This is a genomic window from Binatus sp. (SeqCode), from assembly GCF_035272065.1.
In the GTDB taxonomy this organism is placed as follows: domain Bacteria; phylum Desulfobacterota; class Binatia; order Binatales; family Binataceae; genus Binatus.
Genome location: NZ_DATEQZ010000069.1, coordinates 24,933 through 42,022 on the forward strand (window position 1 = coordinate 24,933; position 17,090 = coordinate 42,022).

Genomic DNA, 17,090 nt, shown 5'->3' on the forward strand with positions numbered 1-17,090 from the left:
CGATCCTCCTCCGCCCGTTTACCACGGTTCACGATGCGCGGCGAGGCTCGGCGATGAGCGGTTTCGGCGGTTAGCGGGATCAGTCCGGAAGATCGACATCGACCGGCTGCGTCATGCGCGAGCGGTTCTGATCGTCGAGGCGCAGCCGGCGATGGCAAAGGTAGATCAACACCGGCTGCAAAATTCGCGTCAGCATCATTATCGCCAGTGCGCCTCCTATCACGACGATCGCCAGCGGCTGCTGCGTCTGGGCACCGATTCGAGTCGAAACTGCCGCAGGCAGCAGTCCGAGCGCGTCAACCAGGTCGGTCATCATCGTGGCGCGCAAACGGCGGTCGGATCCGGTTATGATCGACTCGACGAACGGAAGGCCCTGCTCCCAAAGCCTGCGGATGTAGAAGCTCAACAGGATGCCGTCCATGACCGCGATTCCGAAAATCGAAATGAACCCCACGCCGGCCGACACACTGAACGGTGTACCCGTGATGATCAGCGCGAGGACTCCGCCGAGGCACGCGACCGGAATCTGCGCCATGATGATGAAGGTGTCGATGAGCGATTGGGTCGCGGCGTAGAGCACGCCCGCGATCAGCAGCAGCGCGAACGGGACGACGACTGCGAAACGGCGATTGGCGGCCTGCAATTCGCCGTACTCGCCCGACCATTCCAGATGCACGCCTTCCGGAAGGTGGACTTCCTTCGCGATTCGACGCTTGGCCTCTACGATGGTGCTCTGCAAATCGCGATCGCGGACCGAAAACCTGATCGGCACGTAACGTTGCAGCGCCTCACGGTAGATGAATGACGCGCCTTCGGCGGTTTCGATATTCGCGACCTGATCGAGGGGAATCTGACCGCCTGCCGGAAGGTTGACGCGGATCTGGCGCACCGCATCGAGGCTCTCGCGGTACTCCGGCTTCCATCGCACGACCAGGTCGAAGCGCCGGTCCCCGTCGAGCACTTGCGTGACGGCCTGCCCGCCAATAGCAGCCTGCACGATCGCGCCAACGTCGCCGACGTTCAGCCCGTAGCGCGCACAAGCGGTGCGGTCCGGAGTGATTTGCAAATTCGGCTGGCCCATCGAGCGCAGCACCACTTCATCGACGACGCCGGGAACCCCGCCCAGCGTTTCCCTGATATCGTTGGCGATTCGTTCATCCGTGGCCAGATCCGGTCCAAAAACCTTGATCGCGTTTTCGCCGGCTTTTACCCCCGAGATCGCTTCGTCGATGTTGTCTTCGATGTTTTGTGAGTAGCTGAAGCTGACACCGGGAAACGTCCGGGTCAGCTTGTCGTCGATCTGCTTGATGAGTTTCGGCTTGTCGATTCCTGGAGGCCATTGATCGTCACGTTTGAGATCGACCGAGAATTCAATGTTGAAAAACCCCGCCGTCTCGGTCCCGTCGTCGGGCCGGCCGAGCTGCGACACAACCGTGGTGACCTCGGGGAAGCTCTTGAAGATGGCGCGCATCTGGTTGCACAGCTTGGCGCCGTGCTCGAGTGAGATGGTCAGCGGCATCGTCGCGTGCGCCCAGATATTTCCCTCCTCGAGCTTGGGCAGAAACTGCCCGCCCAGCAGCGGGAACAGCGACAGCACGCCCGCCACCAGCAAAACAATTGCGGTCAACGTCAGGCGCGGCCAACGCAGGACCCACTCGAACATCCCGTGGTAAAACGCGGCAATCGCCGCCCAGATGGGATTGTGAATCACTCGCATTCCGCGCGCGAAGAAATACGAAGACAACACCGGCGATAACGTGACCGCGAGCAGAATCGCGGCGCCCAGCGCGAACGCGTAGGTGTGCGACATCGGTGAGAAGATGGCGCCCTCGACGCCGCGCATCGTGAATAGCGGCAGGAACGCGATCACGAAAATCAGCGTCGAGAAGAACATCGGGCCGCCAACTTCCTGCGCGGCAGCCAGGATTCTAAGCCGGTAACTTTCGTGCTGGCGCTCAGGCGCGGTCAGGTGCCGCTCGATATTTTCCATGACGATGACAGTGGTATCGATGATGATGCCGAAGTCGATCGCGCCCAGCGAAATAAGATTAGCGGGCGTGTTGGTCGCGTGCATCAGCGCGAACGCCCCGCATAGCGCGAGCGGAATGTTCACCGCGGCGATGAGCGCGGCGCGCAAGTTGCCGAGAAAGAAAACCAGCACCAGAAACACCAGCACCATCCCGATGGTAAGATTCTCGGTCACCGTGCGAAGCGTGGTATCGACGAGTTGCGTGCGGTCGTAATACGGCACGACCTTGTAGCCCTTGGGCAGGATGCCTGAGGTGTTGAGGTCGCGGACCTTGGCCTCCACGCCCTTGAGCGTTTCGAGCGTGTTGCCGTACTTGCGCATCAGCACGATGCCGGTGACGACCTCGTTCTGATTGTCCTTGCCGACAATTCCAAGACGCGGCGCGTAGCCGACCTCAACGTCGGCGACATTGGAAACCTTGATCGGGATGGACTTGCTGGTGTTGAGCACGACGTTGCCGATGTCGTCGAGATTGCGGAAAAATCCGAGCCCGCGGACGTCGAACGCCTGCTCGCCGACGCTCATATAGTTGCCGCCGGAATTGGTGTTCGAGTTCTGCAGCGCCGCGATCAAGGCGGATAGCGGAACCTGGTAGTAGTTCAGCTTGTGCGGATCGACTTCGACCTGGAACTGCTTGGTCAATCCGCCAAAACCCGAAACATCCTCGACGCCCGGCACCGTCCGGATCTGCTTTTCGAGGATCCAGTCCTCGATGGTCTTCTCGTTGGTCAGATCGTGATCGGGACTCTCAACCGTGTAGCGGTAAATTTCGCCGATCGGATTGTCGGGCGAGATTCCGGGCGTCACGCCCTGCGGCAGCGTGATGAAAGACAGCCGGTTGATCGTCTCGACGCGGTCCCAGTAGTAGTCACTGTCCCACGAAAAGTAGCAGCGAATGTCCGAAAGTCCGTAGAGCGAAATCGAGCGCATCGCCTGGAGATCGCGCATCCCGGCCAGGCCGTATTCGATCGGCACCGTGACCAGCTTTTCAACTTCTTCGGCGCTGAGACCGTTGGGCAGCGCCAGGATCTCGATCAGTGGTTGAACCGGATCCGGATAGGCCTCGATATCCAACTGCGAGAACGAAAAGACGCCGGCCAGCAGCAGCATCAGCGCGATGCCGATTACGACTATCCGCTCGCGCAGTGCCAGCGCCATCAACGATCGAATCATCGCTTAGCCAAAAATGCCGGTTGCGACCACCAATCCGCCTGGTTCTAGGAACTTTCTCCGTGAGCCTGGTGCCAAAGCGCGTTCACCTGCAGCGTCTCGCCGCTGACGACGCGGTCGCCGGCCTTAAGCCCGGAGACGACGCGCGCGTAGCCGACGCGGCTCCACGACGCGATCGAGACCTTGCGATGCTCGAACATGCCGGGGCTGACCTCGACGAATGCGTAGTAGTTGTCAATGTCGAATACGAGAGCGTCCTGCGGGATTACCAGCGCCTCGCCGGGGCGAGTGACAATGCTAACCTTCGCGAGCATCTGCGGCTTGAGCTTGCCGCCGGGATTCTTCACTTCGCAGCGGATTTGAAGCGTGTGCGTGGTGGGATCGACATTCGGACTGATGCGCGCGATCACACCTTTGAACACTTCATCAGGAAAAGCGGTCGTTACCGCGGACAGCTCCTGGCCAACGCGCACGCGTGCGAGATCATCCTCGTAGATGTCGCCGGTGATCCAGACGTCGTCGAGCGTGCCGAGCGAAAAGAGCACGTCGCCCGGATTGACCGCGGCGCCGCGTTGCACCTTGTTGTCGACGACGGTGCCGCTGATTGGCGCGCGCATCCAGACGGTAGGATCGGGCGCCTTGATGGCCTTGATATCGGCGTCGCTCATCCCGAGAAACTGCAGCTTACGCTTGGCCGCCAGCGACAGCGCGCTGGCAAAATCCGACGTACCGCCGACGCCCGGCGCCGCGATCAGAGTTGAAGACTCGTGCGCCTGCAGATACTCGGATTCCGCGGTCATGAAGTCGGGGCTGTAGAGCGCGACGATTTTTTCGCCGCGCTGGACGTTGTCCCACAGCGACACGCGCGTTTGCTCGATTCGCCCCTGCACGCGCGAAACGATAGTCGAGACGCTGCGATCGTCGTACGTGATCTGCCCTGATGTTTCCAGGATGCCCGGCATCTCGATGTTCTGCACTTCCACCATCTTCAAACCGGGGACGTCCGCTGCATTGAATTGGATCACTTCAACGCCCTGCTGCCGAACCAGTTGCACGACGGGCGTCGCTTCAGGAACCGCGGCGGCCGGGCCGGCCGAGTCAGTGTGGCATCCGGCGATTGAGATTCCCGCAGCCAGCACCGCAAGCGCGATGGGATTGAAGTTGCGGCGGTTCATTGACGCAGTGGCGCTCCGATGGCCTGCTCGAGTGAGACTTCGCCGGCCAGAAATTGATTCGCTGCCTGCAGGTAATTCACCCGCGCAGCGTATTCGCTCTGCAGCACGGTCGAGAGCGTGACGAAATCGATCTTACCAGACTGATAGGCGGTCAGCGCGACTCGGAAATTCTGCCGCGCCAGTGGAATCAGCGAATCGCGATAGAGGATCGCGGTCTCGTAGGCGTACTGCGCGCTGCGGTACAGCGTGGCAACCGCCGCGGCAGTCTGGATTTTAATCAGCGCCTGGTCGGACCGCGCGGCTGCCAGATTAGCCTTCGCGCGCGCCACGTCCTCGTCCTGCCTGAGCCAGAAAAAGACCGGCAGGTTGAAACCGACGATACCGACCCAGTCGCGCGTCTGACTCGGCTTTGGGGCGAAGCTTGGAACCAGGTAATCGTCGTACTGAACGCCCGCGGTGAAGTCCGGCAGGTACTCCATCTTCGCGAGATAGAGCGCGGTGTTCGCGTTGCGCTCGGCGAGCGCCGCTTCGAGGATTTCCTGCCGGACCGTGTACGCGCGATCGGTTAGCGCGTCGAGCGGGTAGTTGAGGGCTTCCAGTTTAAGAGTTCGATCGACGACCAACGGTTCGCCCACCGGTCGATAGAGTTGCAGATTCAGAGCGGTCTCATCGTTTTGAACTGCAGTCAGGTACTGGCGTTGAAGCTGGCGCGCTGCCGCCAGGTTGAACTCCGCGCTGATCACGTCGGTCTGCGGCACCGCCGAGCCCGAGTAAGCGGTCTCGGTGACTCGGACCACCTGGTCGAGGTTCTGGACGTTCTCGGCGTTGACGTCGCTCAGGGCCTGGTCGAGCACCAACTGGAAATAGCCGGTCTCGGTCGCGGCGCGGACGTCGCGCACCGTCGCCGCGAGGATAAGATGCGCAATCTCGGCGGCAAACTCCGCTTGGTCGCGCTGATGAAGCGCCTTGCCGGGGAATTGAAAAGTCTCGGTGAAGTTGAATTCGCGCAGCGACGCGCGCCCGAGCGGATTCTTGGGACTGTCGCTGTTGGTGTAAGTGAATACCGGATCATTCGGCGCGACCGTCTGTTTGATCGAATGGACCGTGGAGTCCCATCGGTAGCGCGCCGACTTTACCTGCGGATTCGCCTCGATTGCGATTTCGACGAGCTGTGATTCAGAAAGCGGAGCGTCCGCGGCGCGCGCGAGCGACGCGGCAAGGGCTATTGCCGCGATCGCAAGCATCAGAGCGCCGCCGATCTTTATCGTGGGCATCCAGACTCCTGGGTCCACGCCGCCCATTCAAACACGTCGCCGACTTGGAAAGGTTCCATCGCCATGACCCCGAATCGGTTACATAAGCCACGTCAGGTCTGCAATCGACAATCAATTAAACCGCTTTGATTCGACGACCGAAAGCGTCCCGCGCAACAGCTGCATTGCAAATGGCAGGAGGCTCCTTAATACCCGCTGGGGTATTGTATTATACCTACCAGGGTATGCTATAACGAAATCGAGGCGACCCGTCAATGGCTCATACGATCAGAGATAAGAAAAAACTCATCAACCGCGTACGCCGCATCCGCGGCCAGCTGGATGCGGCCGAGAGCGCGCTCGAACGCGAACTCGATTGCACCGACATCATGCATACCCTCGCCGCCGGCAGAGGAGCTCTCGACAGCCTCATGGCGGAAGTGATGGAGGGTCACATCAAGCTTCATCTGGTCGATCCCGACGATCATCCGACCTCCGCCCAGGCGAAGGCCGCGCAGGACCTGATCGACGTGATCAAGACCTACCTGACGTGACGAAACGGTCAGTGAGGCAGGATCAGTTGCCCGCGACCTTGGCTTTCGCGGCTGCACTCTGCATCGATCGGATGTACATCACGACCTGCCAGCGCTGCTCGGGCGCCATTTCTTCAGCGTAAGAGGGCATCGCCAAGTTGCCGTCGCGGATTGTGCCGTAAAAGTAGCCGTCGGGAAGATCTTTGCTCTTACCAGTGACCAGGTTTTTCGGCGGCTTTGCCAGGATGTGCGCGACGGGGCCGTTGCCATCCGCCGATTCGCCGTGACACGGCGCGCAGTAGGTATTGAACTGCTCTTTACCCTTCGCGAGATTCTCCGGCGTCGGCTGCAACGGGTTATGCATCTTGATCGTCGCCTGCTCGAGGTCCATCGGCGGCTCTCCGCCATGCACTGGAATCGTGTCCGCCGGAGTGATGCGCGGCGCCACGGCGTAGGGCTGAACCTCCGGCCCGCGGTACATGTCGATGCTCCACGGGAAACAAGTGGCGGGCGCCGGCAACGCCGCGATCGCAATCGCAACGGCCAGCAGCAATCCCGCGACGCGAATTGTCCGAGCAAGCGGACCGATCACGTTTCTGAAAGTCTCCACGCTCTACTTCTTGACGACAATCACCCCGAACATACCCGCCTTCTCATACGGAAGGCAAAAGTAACGATAGGTGCCGGGCACGGTGAACGTATAACTGTAGTCGCCGCCGGGTGGGATGAAGCCTGAATCAAACGCCTCCGCCCCCTTCGGCATCGAAGTGTCTTTGGGATTCTGGGCGTTGGCGGCGCTGGTCGAGACCGAATGCACCTTCTCGCCGCCGTTAACCCATTGCACGGTATCGCCGACTTTTATCGCGACTTTTGCGGGTGTGTAGAACGGTTGCGTGTCAGCCATCTTGATCACGACGGGATTGCTGGCCGCTTTGGCTGGATCGGGCAGCAGCGCGAGCGCCGCGGCGATCGCGGCGGCTGCGGCGACGATCGCGATACGGACGAAAGTACGAGACCGTGGCTTGCGTGAAGCGGCGGCTGCAATGCGGAGACCGATTGTGGAGCTAGCCATACCTTACCCTCTAATGCCGGAGATTTATCACTGGGTACTGATATTCCTCGCTCGCCGCGCAACCAGCTTCAACATTAGCCAAGCTGATTAATCGACCATGCGATCATCAAGCCAGCTAAAGTTTAATGCTTATTTTGCGCGAGACAAGAGCGCGCGGGAGATTAGATCGAATATCGTAAAATTTAGCGTGGAAACAGCTACTTAGATGCGCCGGCCAGCGGTTTGCTGGAGAATTCTAAGCCCCGCGCGCCCGCATCGACCCTAACCCGTGAACTGTCGCGAATCTCGCCCGAGAGCAGTTTTCGACCGAGAGCCGTTTCGAGTTCGCGCTGGATGAGCCGTTTCAACGGACGCGCCCCGTACGACGGATCGTAGCCGTTCTCGGCCAGGTAGTCGCGCGCCTTGTCGCTCAATTCGAGCTCGATCTTGCGCTCCTCGAGCCGCTGGCGCAGGCGTATCAACTGGACATCGACAATCTGGCGCAGCTCGTCGCGGGTCAGCGGATGGAACACGACGACCTCGTCGACGCGGTTGAGAAACTCGGGCCGGAAACTCTGCCGCAAGACCTCGAGCGCCTGCGCCTTCATCTTCTCGTAGTCCTGTCCCTTGAACCCGAGAATAATCTGGCTGGCGATATTCGACGTCATGATCACAACCGTGTTACGGAAATCCACCGTGCGTCCGTGACCGTCGGTGAGCCGGCCGTCGTCGAGCAATTGCAGCAGGACGTTGAATACATCGGCGTGCGCCTTTTCGATCTCGTCGAACAGGATGACCGAGTAAGGATGGCGGCGCACGGCTTCCGTCAACTGCCCACCCTCTTCGAAGCCGACATACCCCGGCGGTGCGCCCACCAGCCGCGAGACGGTGTGCTTCTCCATGTATTCGGACATGTCGATTCGGATCATCGCGGCTTCGCTGTCGAACAGGAACTCGGCCAGCGCGCGCGCGAGTTCGGTCTTGCCGACGCCGGTGGGACCGAGAAAAATGAACGATCCGATCGGGCGGTTGGGATCCTTGAGTCCGGAACGGGCACGAATTACCGCGTCGGAAACCGCGATCACCGCTTCGTCCTGGCCAATCACGCGTTTGTGCAGATGCTCCTCGAGATGCGCGAGCTTCTGCACCTCGCCTTCGAGCAGGCGCGACACCGGAATCCCGGTCCACCGCGCGACGACTTCGGCGATGTCGTCCTCGTCCACTTCTTCCTTGATCAAACGTTTGCCGCCGGTGTGCTTCTCGATCAGCCCCTGCTCTTCGGCGCCGAGCTGCTTCTCGAGTGACGCGAGCTTGCCGTACTGCAGCTCGGCGACCTTGTTGAGGTCGTACTCGCGCTTGGCTTTTTCGATTGCGAGCTTGGTTTGTTCGATCTCAGCTTTGATTTTTGCCAGTTTCTCGAGGCCGCCGGTTTCGGTTTCCCACTGCGCCTGCAGGCCCGCGCGCTTTTCCTTGACCTCGGCCAGTTCCTTCTCGAGTTTCTGCAAGCGATCGCGCGAGGCCTGATCGGTTTCTCGCTTGAGCGCCTCGCGTTCAATTTCCAATTGCATCACGCGCCGATTGACCTCGTCGATCTCGACCGGCATCGATTCCTTCTCGGTGCGCAGCTTGGCCGCCGCTTCATCGATCAGGTCGATCGCCTTGTCCGGCAGGAATCGATCGGTGATGTAACGCTTCGAGAGCACCGCCGCCGTCACCAGCGCGGAATCCTTGATGCGAATTCCGTGATGAACTTCGTAGCGCTCCTTGAGGCCGCGCAGAATCGAGATTGTATCCTCGACGCTCGGCTCCTCGACCATCACCGGCTGGAACCGCCGCTCCAGCGCAGCATCCTTCTCGATATATTTGCGGTACTCGTCGAGCGTCGTCGCGCCGATGCAATGCAGTTCGCCGCGCGCCAGCATGGGCTTGAGCAGGTTCGACGCATCCATCGCGCCTTCAGCCGCGCCAGCGCCGACGACGGTGTGCAACTCGTCGATGAACAGAATTATCTCGCCTGCGGCCTCCTGCACTTCCTTCAAGACGGCCTTGAGCCGTTCCTCGAACTCGCCGCGGAACTTGGCGCCCGCTATCAGCGCTCCCATGTCGAGCGCGACCAGCCTGCGATTCTTGATTCCCTCTGGCACGTCGCCCTGGACGATTCGGCGTGCAAGGCCCTCGACAATCGCGGTCTTGCCGACGCCCGGCTCGCCAATCAGCACTGGGTTGTTCTTGGTGCGGCGCGAGAGGACCTGGATTACACGTCGAATTTCCTCGTCGCGTCCAATTACCGGATCGATTTTGCCGGCCGACGCCAGCTTGGTCAGGTCGCGGCCGTATTTTTCCAGCGACTCGTAGGTCGCCTCGGGATTCGACGAGGTGACGCGTTGACTGCCGCGGACCTTTTTGAGCACGGCCATCAGCTTGTCGTGCGTCAACCCGGCTTCGCGCAGAATTTTTGAAGCGGCGCCCGGCTCATCGAGCATCGCGATCAACACATGCTCGACCGAAACGTACTCGTCCTTGAGCTTGCCCGCCTCCTGCTCCGCGCGCGCGAGCACGCGGCCCAGGCGCTGGGTCGCGTAGACCTGCCCGCTGTCGGCGCCGCCGCCGGTTACATGCGGAATCTTCGCGAGTTCGGCGCTGAGCTTGCGGCTCACCGCATCGCGATCGACGCCCGTGAGCTTCAGGATCGAAGACGCGAGCCCTTCGTTATCTTCGAGCAGCGACGCCAACAGATGCTCGACGTCAACGGCCTGGTTGTGAGCGCTAAGCGCGGCGTTCTGCGCGCGTCCGAGCGCCTCCTGAAGTTTTTCGGTGAATCGGTTAGCGTTCATGCGATCGTCGGCTTTCCCTTTTGACTAAGCTAACTACTTTTCAGTCTGGGGCAAACGAAAATCCACGCAGAAAACCCGCGCCCAACCGCGAGTTCGCAGTCAGGCGCAGGCCCACGGAGGCTTTGTGCTGTCGTCGAAGGCCTAGATATTTTCAATCGGCGTCACGGTCGGGCGCACCGCACGGCGATCCGCTCGCACACGGCGCGTGGCCGCGGGCGCCGGCTCGAACGCCGGGTGCAGCTTGGGTTCGCGCGGAGCAGCCGCGGCCGCTGCGTTGTCAGGCTTTTGTGCGGCGATAAGGATATGGCGCCGTCCCTCGCGAATTAGCATGCCGCGCTCGGTCATCTCGGTGAGCAGCTTGCTGACCATCGGGCGTGAGCTGCCGATCATCTCGGCGAGTTCTTCCTGCGCGAGCTCAGGCAGCAGGAGCGTACCGCGCGAATCGGGCACGCCGAATCGTTCCGCCAGCTCGCCCAGCACAATCTCGAGCCGTTTGCGCAGCGACATTCCCAAAAAAGTCGCGTAGCGGTAGACGACCGACGACCACATCGAATTGATCGCTTCGGTAATCCCGAGCAGCGCTTCTGGCTCGAGACCCTTAAGCACTTCGGCGATCTGATGACGCGTGAACAGCGCAACGCAGGTGTTGGTCAGCGCGGTCGCCTCGAACAACTGCGAGCGCCCGCCGTCCGCGTCGGCAAAATCCGCATATCCAACCAGGTCGCCCGGACCGGCCAGTTCGACGAGCACCGGGTCGCTGCCCGCGCGCGAGCTATGAACCTTGACCAGGCCTGTAAGAACGGCAAAAACGACATCGGCGGGCGAGCCCATCGTAAACAACTCCGCGCCCTTGGGATAGCGCACGAGCATGTGGCGCTCGAGCAGCGTCGTGGCGGCGGAGCGCGGAAGTCCCATCGATGAGAGCTTGGATAGCAGCCTTTCCTGAGCCTGTGCGGAAACCTGAAGGTTCATAGGCATCTCCCTTGCGGCTGCACCATATGACGGCCGACGTGTGTAATTAAACCCTACAAACAGTTAGCTCAGATTTGCGCCTACGTCAAGAGGGAGGCTGATACTGGTAAAAAAGTATCGGAGGCTATCAGGCGCCGGCGATCGTCATCTCGGCGATCTTGATCGTTGGCGCGACAGTGGACGAGCGCCAGTTCAAATCGTTGCCGATCATTTCGACGCCGGCGATCATGTCCTTCAGGTTGCCCGCGATGGTGATCTCCTGCACTGGGTACGCGAGTTCGCCATTCTCGATCCAGATTCCACCGGCCCCGCGCGAGTAATCTCCGGTGACCATGTTCACGCCGAATCCGATGGTTTCGGTCAGGTACAGCCCCTCCTTCACCGAACCGATTATCTGCGCGGGCGTATATCCACCGGGCTCGAGGTACAGGTTGGTGGTCGAGACGCTGGGAGCCTCGCCGACCGAGCGCGCGGCGTTGCCGGTGGGAGCGAGACCGAGCTTGCGCGCCGAATAGCAGTCGAGCAGGTAGGTCGCGAGCACGCCCTTGTCGATCACGTTCTTGCGGGAGGTCGGCAGCCCCTCGCCGTCGAAAGGCTTGGAGCCGAGTCCGCCGGGAATCAGCGCGTCGTCAACGATCGTGACGCCCGGAGCGCCAATCGCTTTGCCCAGCTGGCCGAGCAGGAATGACGCTCCCTTGTATAGTGCTGGCCCCGATGCGGCCCCGACGATCGATCGAATCAAGCCTGCGGCCATGTCGGGATCGAACACCACCGGCGCGTGCGTCGTCTTGATTTTGCGCGCTCCAAGACGGCGTAGCGCTCGCTTGGCGGAAGTTATTCCGACCGACTCCGCATCCTCGAGTTTTCCGAAGCGGCGATTCGACGTGTACCAGACTCCCTGCTGCATCGCGTCGCCATCTTGCGCGATCGGCGCCACCACAAGGCTGTACGAAGTGCCGGAATACTCGCCGGAGAAACCCTGGCTGTTGGCGAATAGTACCCGGTAGCGTCCGGAACTGAATTCGGCGCCTCCTGAATTCTTGATACGCCGATCGAATTTCAGCGCCGCATTCTCGCCGATGCGCGCGATCTCGAGTGCGCGATCCGCGGTCACGATTCCGCTGTCGGGATCCGCCAGCGAAAGCTCGGGCAACGATTTCGGATGAAGCCCGGGGTCGGGCAGTCCCGCCCACGGATCGGCGGCCGACAGGCGCGCAAGCTCGACCGTGCTCGCAACGAAAGCGCCAAGCGAGTCACGCTCGAGTTCGGCCGTCGAGGAGGTCGCTGAAGATTGTCCGCAAAACACGCGCAGACCGAGCCGGCGCTCGCGCGAGCTCTTGAGTTTCTCTACTTCGCCCAGGCGCACGCCTGCATCCAGAGACTCCGCCGTAACGCACAAAACCTCCGCCGCGCTGGCGCCCTTGCGCTTCGCTTCATCGAGCGCCCAATTGGCGAGTTCAATATCAACCGCCGCCATCAGATTGTTCTCACTATCATCTTGATTGTCATGCGCGCGTACCGCCGACCGTTATGCCGTCGATTCGAATCGTCGGAAGTCCCACGCCCACCGGTACCGATTGGCCGTCCTTGCCGCAGGTGCCGACGCCGGCGTCGAGTGCGAGGTCGTTGCCGACCATCGAGACGCGCGTCAACACGTCGGGACCGTTGCCAATCAAGGTCGCGCCCTTCACGGGCCGCGTTACCTGGCCGTCCTCGATCAGGTAAGCCTCGCTCGCGGAAAAAACAAATTTGCCGTTGGTGATATCGACCTGTCCGCCGCCGAAGTTGACGGCGTAGAGGCCATTCTTGACCGACTTGATTATTTCCTCGGGCGTCGATTCACCGTTGAGCATGAAGGTGTTGGTCATCCGGGGCATCGGCGAATGCGCGAAGCTCTCGCGGCGGCCGTTGCCGGTCGGCTCCATCTTCATCAGCCGTGCGTTCATCCGATCCTGCAAGTAGCCGCGCAGGATTCCTTTTTCGATCAGCACTGTGCGCGAAGTGGGAGTGCCTTCGTCATCAACGTTCAGGCTGCCGCGACGATTCGGGATGGTGCCGTCGTCGATCACCGTGCAAAGTTCGCTTGCGACTTTCTGGCCGATTCGATCTGCGAATGCGGACGTCTTCTTGCGGTTGAAGTCGCCTTCGAGACCGTGGCCAATTGCTTCATGCAGCAGAATCCCCGGCCATCCCGGTCCGAGCACGACCACCATCTCGCCCGCAGGCGCGTCGATAGCGTCGAGGTTGACGATCGCCTGGCGCGCGGCTTCGAGGGCATACTCACGCCATCGGTCATTCTCGATGAAGTAGTTCCACTCGACGCGCCCGCCGCCGCCGTAGGAGCCCATCTGGCGGCCTTTGCCGTCGTCGGCGATCACGGTGACGTTGAGCCGGCACAGCGGCTGCACGTCCGCGGCGACCTGCCCGTCGCTCCTCACGATCATCACGATCTTCCGCTCGCACGCGAATGACGCCATCACGTTTTTCACGCGCGGATCGGAGGCGCGCACGAGGCGATCAATCTCGCTCAGCAGCTTCGCGCGCTCCTGCACCGGAACGTCGAGCGGCGTGCTCGGAAGATCGTACAGCGCGTGACGCGCGACCGGGGCGCCGACCTGCACGGCGGCGGGCGTCGTGCCGCGCTGGTCTGCGATCGCGCGCGCAGCCTCGGCCGCAAGGCGCATCCTGTCGATCGTGACTTCGTCGGAATACGCGTAGCCGGTGCGATCCTCGGCGCACACGCGTACGCCCACCCCGTGGCTGACGCTCTTGCTGGTGTGATTCACCATCGATTCCTCGAGCCCCAAGCCCTCGGCGCTGCGGTACTCGAAGTAGAGATCGGCGTAGTCAGCCTTGCGTTCGAGCGCGCTGCCGAGGATTCGCTCGAGTGCGCCGTGGTTCATGCCGAAGCGGTTGAGGAAGAATTTATCGGGAGCAACGAGTTCGTTGGACATTATATTTTGCCGCCTGTGAATCAACATTATCAAAGCGCGCACTCGCCAAGAAGGTGCTCGCTGCGTTACGATCTGCGAATGGCCACGCGGGAGACACTGGTGATAATAGATCGCTTGATGCTCGAGATGATCGCGCAGCAGGAGAGCAAGGTGCTCGCAATGGCGCGTGCGATTCATCCCGGGCTCACCCCGGAGGACATCCGCAACCCGAACGACTTCGCCGACCTGATGGCGAGCGGCGAGTGGAACTTCGAAGACGGAATCCTGTCGGGGCTCAAGAGCGCGCACATGGCGCTGCGCGCCAAGCTGCTCGAGCGCATCGAGTAAAAAGAAAAGGCACGAAGAGATTCTCTTCGTGCCTTTGCGTCGTTGGTCGTGAGGTTAGAGTTGGATCAGCCCGCGGCGGCGGCTCGACGAGGCTTCTCGGCGGTCGCGCCTTCCTTCTTTGCGGCGGAGCGCTTGCGCGGCTTCTTGGCCTTGGTCTGCTCTTCCTGTCCGGTGAACTCGATCACCGACATCATCGTCGCGTCGCCGCGGCGATGGCCGAACTTGATCACCCGGGTGTAGCCGCCGTTGCGATCCTTGAAGCGCGGCGCGATCTCGTCGAACAGCTTCTTGACCGCGTCATGCGATTGCAACGCCGCGAACGCGCGGCGACGCGCGGCGAGATCGTTCTGCTTGCCGAGCGTGACCATCCGGTCCGCGATACGCCGCAGTTCCTTGGCCTTGGGATCAGTTGTCTTGATTCGTTCATGACGAATCAACGCGAGCACCATGTTCTTGAACAGCGCCTTGCGATGCGCCGAAGTGCGATTGAGCTTGCGGCCCGAATTGAGATGACGCATCAGTTACTCCAAAAAGCTATGCAGACTCGCGTCGGACTTTATGCCGATTCGCGGCGTTCTTGCTCTTCCCACATGCGGTCGAGCTCGCCGCGCGGTGGCAGGTTCTCCAGCCGCATTCCGAGCGAGAGGCCCATGTCGGCGAGGACTTCCTTGATCTCGTTGAGGGACTTGCGTCCGAAGTTTTTGATTTTGAGCATGTCCTGCTCGGTGCGCTGCACCAGCTCGCCGATATACTTGATGTCGGCGTTCTGCAGGCCGTTGAAAGCGCGCACCGAAATCGGCAGCCCCTCGACTGGCCGATAGAGCAACTCGCTCATCGTGGGACGCGCTTCGCCGCCCTCGGCCGCGCCGGCGGGCACTTCGGCTTCTTCCTCGACGCCCGCGAAAATCGTCATCTGATCGCGCATCACGCGTGCCGCGTAGGTCAGGGCCTCGCGCGGGTTGATCGAGCCGTCGGTCCAGATTTCGAGCGCGAGCCGATCGTAGTCGGTGCGCTGGCCGACGCGCGCGTTGGTGACGGTGAAGTTGACTTTGCGAATGGGCGAGAAGATCGCGTCGAGGCGAATCGTGCCGATCGGTTCCTCCTCATCGGTGCGCTCGCCGGGGACGTAGCCGCGGCCGCGCTTGATGACGAGTTCCATGTCGAGGTCGGCGCCTTTGTCGAGCGACGCGATATGCTTGTCCGGGGTCAGGATTTCGAGGCTGGGTCCGCCGGTGATGTCGCGCGCGGTGACCTGCGCTTCGCCTTTGACCTTCAAGGTCGCGGTAATCTGCTCGCCCTCGTGCAGGCGGAGGCGGATTTCCTTCAAGTTGAGGACGATGTCGGTCACGTCCTCCTTGACGCCGGCCAGAGTCGAGAACTCATGCAGGACGTTTTTGATCCTGACTGCCGTAATCGCGCAGCCGGGCAGGGTGGACAGCAGGATGCGCCGCAGCGCGTTGCCAACGGTGATTCCGTAGCCGCGTTCGAGCGGTTCCGCGGAAAATTTGCCGTAGGAAGGAGTGACTTCCTTCTCGTCGAACTCGACAGCCTTGGGTTTGATCAGATCTCGCCAGTCATTTTGCATAGTCTGTGCTCTTTTTTCCCGATGGATTTCCCGCGCCCACACAGGTCCACCACGGACCGGGACGCCGAATCGGTAGCCTCCGCCCTATCTTGAGTAATGCTCGACGATCAGCTTTTCGCTAATCGGCATTGTCAGTTCAGCGCGCGCCGGCAGCGCCCGGAGCGAGCCGCGGAATTGTTCGCGCTCGAGTGCCATCCACGGCGGAACGCCGCGGCGCTGTGCCATCTCGATTGCCTCGACGATCACCTTCTTGGTGCGGCTCGCCTCGGCCACGCTTATCACACTGCCAACCTCGACCAGGGTCGAGGGAATCGTGACTTTCCTGCCGTTAACTAAAATATGCCCGTGACGAACGACCTGCCGCGCCTGCGCCAGCGAGCTGGCAAAACCGAGACGATAGACGACGTTGTCGAGCCGCCGCTCGAGCAGCACCAGCAGATTCTCGCCGGTGATGCCGTCCATCCGCTCAGCCATCGCGAAGTACGCGGCGAACTGCGTTTCCATCAGGCCGTAAATGCGCTTGACCTTCTGCTTCTCGCGCAGCCGAATCGCGAATTCGGAGAAGCGCGTGCGCGCCTGTCCGTGCGCGCCGGGCGGATAATTGCGCCGCTCGATCGCGCACTTGTCGCTGTAGCATCGCTCTCCCTTGAGGAAGAGTTTCAGTCCTTCGCGTCTGCACAGACGGCAGACCGGTCCCAGGTTTCTCGCCATGTTAAGTTACGTTCCTTGTTCGCTCGCGGTTAATTCGGCTCAGACTCGGCGGCGCTTCGGCGGACGGCATCCGTTGTGCGGAATTGGAGTTACGTCCTTGATCGAGATGACGCCGAGTCCGGCCGCTTGCAGCGCGCGGACTGCGGATTCGCGGCCGCCGCCCGGACCCTTGACGTGGACGACTACCGCGCGCATCCCGACTTCAGAGCATTTGCGGGCGCACGCCTCTGCCGCCATCTGCGCGGCGAACGGAGTGCCCTTGCGCGAGCCCTTGAAGCCGACCGAGCCGGCGCTCGACCATGCGATCACGGTCCCTTGCTGATCGGTGATCGTCACGATCGTGTTGTTGAAGGTCGCATGCACATGCGCGACGCCCTCGGGCACCGAACGACGTGCGCGTCGCGCACGCCGGGGGGCAGGAGCACCGGCTGCTGCCGGAGCGCCAGCCGCAGCAGGAGCGGCTCCGCCCGCAGCCGATGCGGCAGGAGCGCCACCC

At 61.5% G+C, this 17,090-nt stretch carries 15 protein-coding genes; 2 read left to right on the forward strand and 13 right to left on the reverse strand.

What is annotated here, in order from left to right; translation table 11 throughout:
• Window positions 1-79 precede the first annotated feature (79 nt).
• The 3 genes from VJX68_RS13700 to VJX68_RS13710 are packed head-to-tail and all read right to left on the reverse strand — an operon-like array spanning window position 80 to window position 5,648.
• Window positions 80-3,202, reverse strand: coding sequence for an efflux RND transporter permease subunit (locus VJX68_RS13700; protein WP_324096266.1), 3,123 nt, complete (start codon window positions 3,200-3,202; stop codon window positions 80-82).
• A 44-nt stretch (window positions 3,203-3,246) separates the two neighbouring features.
• Window positions 3,247-4,374, reverse strand: a complete 1,128-nt coding sequence (locus tag VJX68_RS13705; RefSeq protein ID WP_324096267.1) for an efflux RND transporter periplasmic adaptor subunit — start codon at window positions 4,372-4,374, stop codon at window positions 3,247-3,249.
• Window positions 4,371-5,648, reverse strand: a complete 1,278-nt coding sequence (locus VJX68_RS13710) for a TolC family protein (RefSeq protein WP_324096268.1) — start codon at window positions 5,646-5,648, stop codon at window positions 4,371-4,373. The genes VJX68_RS13705 and VJX68_RS13710 overlap by 4 nt, the downstream gene beginning before the upstream one ends.
• A 254-nt stretch (window positions 5,649-5,902) precedes the next feature.
• Here VJX68_RS13710 and VJX68_RS13715 point away from each other — a divergent pair, with 254 nt between their 5' ends.
• The gene (locus VJX68_RS13715; RefSeq protein WP_324096269.1) at window positions 5,903-6,181 is read left to right on the forward strand and encodes a metal/formaldehyde-sensitive transcriptional repressor; all 279 of its coding nucleotides are present in this window, start codon (window positions 5,903-5,905) and stop codon (window positions 6,179-6,181) included.
• Window positions 6,182-6,203: 22 nt separating this feature from the next.
• On the opposite strand, the gene VJX68_RS13720 is transcribed toward VJX68_RS13715, so the two are convergent.
• The 6 genes from VJX68_RS13720 to tldD all read right to left on the reverse strand — a co-directional run bounded on the left by VJX68_RS13720 (window position 6,204) and on the right by tldD (window position 13,971).
• The gene (locus VJX68_RS13720) at window positions 6,204-6,770 is read right to left on the reverse strand and encodes a c-type cytochrome (RefSeq protein WP_324096270.1); all 567 of its coding nucleotides are present in this window, start codon (window positions 6,768-6,770) and stop codon (window positions 6,204-6,206) included.
• Between the two features lie 3 nt (window positions 6,771-6,773).
• Entirely contained in the window at window positions 6,774-7,232 is a 459-nt protein-coding gene (locus tag VJX68_RS13725) for a cupredoxin domain-containing protein (protein ID WP_324096271.1), read from the reverse strand.
• Window positions 7,233-7,429: 197 nt separating this feature from the next.
• Window positions 7,430-10,045: an ATP-dependent chaperone ClpB gene (gene clpB / locus VJX68_RS13730; protein WP_324096272.1), complete on the reverse strand. Its 2,616-nt coding sequence runs from the start codon at window positions 10,043-10,045 to the stop codon at window positions 7,430-7,432.
• A 141-nt stretch (window positions 10,046-10,186) separates the two neighbouring features.
• Entirely contained in the window at window positions 10,187-11,017 is an 831-nt protein-coding gene (locus VJX68_RS13735) for a Crp/Fnr family transcriptional regulator (RefSeq protein ID WP_324096273.1), read from the reverse strand.
• Between the two features lie 127 nt (window positions 11,018-11,144).
• Complete coding sequence (locus VJX68_RS13740; RefSeq protein WP_324096274.1) at window positions 11,145-12,494, reverse strand: TldD/PmbA family protein; 1,350 nt, start codon at window positions 12,492-12,494, stop codon at window positions 11,145-11,147.
• Window positions 12,495-12,522: 28 nt separating this feature from the next.
• A complete protein-coding gene (gene tldD / locus VJX68_RS13745; protein ID WP_324096275.1) occupies window positions 12,523-13,971 on the reverse strand; it encodes a metalloprotease TldD in 1,449 nt (482 codons plus the stop codon).
• A 99-nt stretch (window positions 13,972-14,070) separates the two neighbouring features.
• Between tldD and VJX68_RS13750 the strand changes: the two genes are divergently transcribed.
• Window positions 14,071-14,298 carry a hypothetical protein gene (locus VJX68_RS13750; RefSeq protein ID WP_324096276.1) on the forward strand — a complete coding sequence of 76 codons (228 nt, stop codon included), beginning with the start codon at window positions 14,071-14,073 and terminating at the stop codon, window positions 14,296-14,298.
• A gap of 65 nt (window positions 14,299-14,363) precedes the next feature.
• Here VJX68_RS13750 and rplQ read toward each other — a convergent pair whose 3' ends face one another.
• From rplQ to rpsK, 4 genes are all read right to left on the reverse strand, one after another.
• Window positions 14,364-14,816 (reverse strand): 50S ribosomal protein L17, encoded by a 453-nt coding sequence (rplQ, locus tag VJX68_RS13755; RefSeq protein ID WP_349255917.1) that lies wholly within the window; start codon window positions 14,814-14,816, stop codon window positions 14,364-14,366.
• Between the two features lie 38 nt (window positions 14,817-14,854).
• Window positions 14,855-15,883, reverse strand: coding sequence for a DNA-directed RNA polymerase subunit alpha (locus VJX68_RS13760; protein ID WP_324096277.1), 1,029 nt, complete (start codon window positions 15,881-15,883; stop codon window positions 14,855-14,857).
• Window positions 15,884-15,967: 84 nt separating this feature from the next.
• Window positions 15,968-16,594, reverse strand: a complete 627-nt coding sequence (gene rpsD, locus VJX68_RS13765; RefSeq protein WP_324096278.1) for a 30S ribosomal protein S4 — start codon at window positions 16,592-16,594, stop codon at window positions 15,968-15,970.
• Window positions 16,595-16,633: 39 nt separating this feature from the next.
• A complete protein-coding gene (gene rpsK, locus VJX68_RS13770) occupies window positions 16,634-16,978 on the reverse strand; it encodes a 30S ribosomal protein S11 (protein ID WP_324096280.1) in 345 nt (114 codons plus the stop codon).
• Window positions 16,979-17,090 lie beyond the last annotated feature (112 nt).

What these genes read in the sequence shown, in the direction of transcription:
- VJX68_RS13725 (WP_324096271.1), bottom strand. Translation starts at nt 7,232, where the DNA reads ATGGCTAGCTCCACAATCGGTCTCCGCATTGCAGCCGCCGCTTCACGC.
- VJX68_RS13710 (WP_324096268.1), bottom strand. Translation starts at nt 5,648, where the DNA reads ATGCCCACGATAAAGATCGGCGGCGCTCTGATGCTTGCGATCGCGGCA.
- VJX68_RS13740 (WP_324096274.1), bottom strand. Translation starts at nt 12,494, where the DNA reads ATGGCGGCGGTTGATATTGAACTCGCCAATTGGGCGCTCGATGAAGCG.
- rplQ (WP_349255917.1), bottom strand. Translation starts at nt 14,816, where the DNA reads ATGCGTCATCTCAATTCGGGCCGCAAGCTCAATCGCACTTCGGCGCAT.
- clpB (WP_324096272.1), bottom strand. Translation starts at nt 10,045, where the DNA reads ATGAACGCTAACCGATTCACCGAAAAACTTCAGGAGGCGCTCGGACGC.
- rpsD (WP_324096278.1), bottom strand. Translation starts at nt 16,594, where the DNA reads ATGGCGAGAAACCTGGGACCGGTCTGCCGTCTGTGCAGACGCGAAGGA.
- VJX68_RS13715 (WP_324096269.1), top strand. Translation starts at nt 5,903, where the DNA reads ATGGCTCATACGATCAGAGATAAGAAAAAACTCATCAACCGCGTACGC.
- VJX68_RS13760 (WP_324096277.1), bottom strand. Translation starts at nt 15,883, where the DNA reads ATGCAAAATGACTGGCGAGATCTGATCAAACCCAAGGCTGTCGAGTTC.
- VJX68_RS13735 (WP_324096273.1), bottom strand. Translation starts at nt 11,017, where the DNA reads ATGAACCTTCAGGTTTCCGCACAGGCTCAGGAAAGGCTGCTATCCAAG.
- tldD (WP_324096275.1), bottom strand. Translation starts at nt 13,971, where the DNA reads ATGTCCAACGAACTCGTTGCTCCCGATAAATTCTTCCTCAACCGCTTC.
- VJX68_RS13700 (WP_324096266.1), bottom strand. Translation starts at nt 3,202, where the DNA reads ATGATTCGATCGTTGATGGCGCTGGCACTGCGCGAGCGGATAGTCGTA.
- VJX68_RS13705 (WP_324096267.1), bottom strand. Translation starts at nt 4,374, where the DNA reads ATGAACCGCCGCAACTTCAATCCCATCGCGCTTGCGGTGCTGGCTGCG.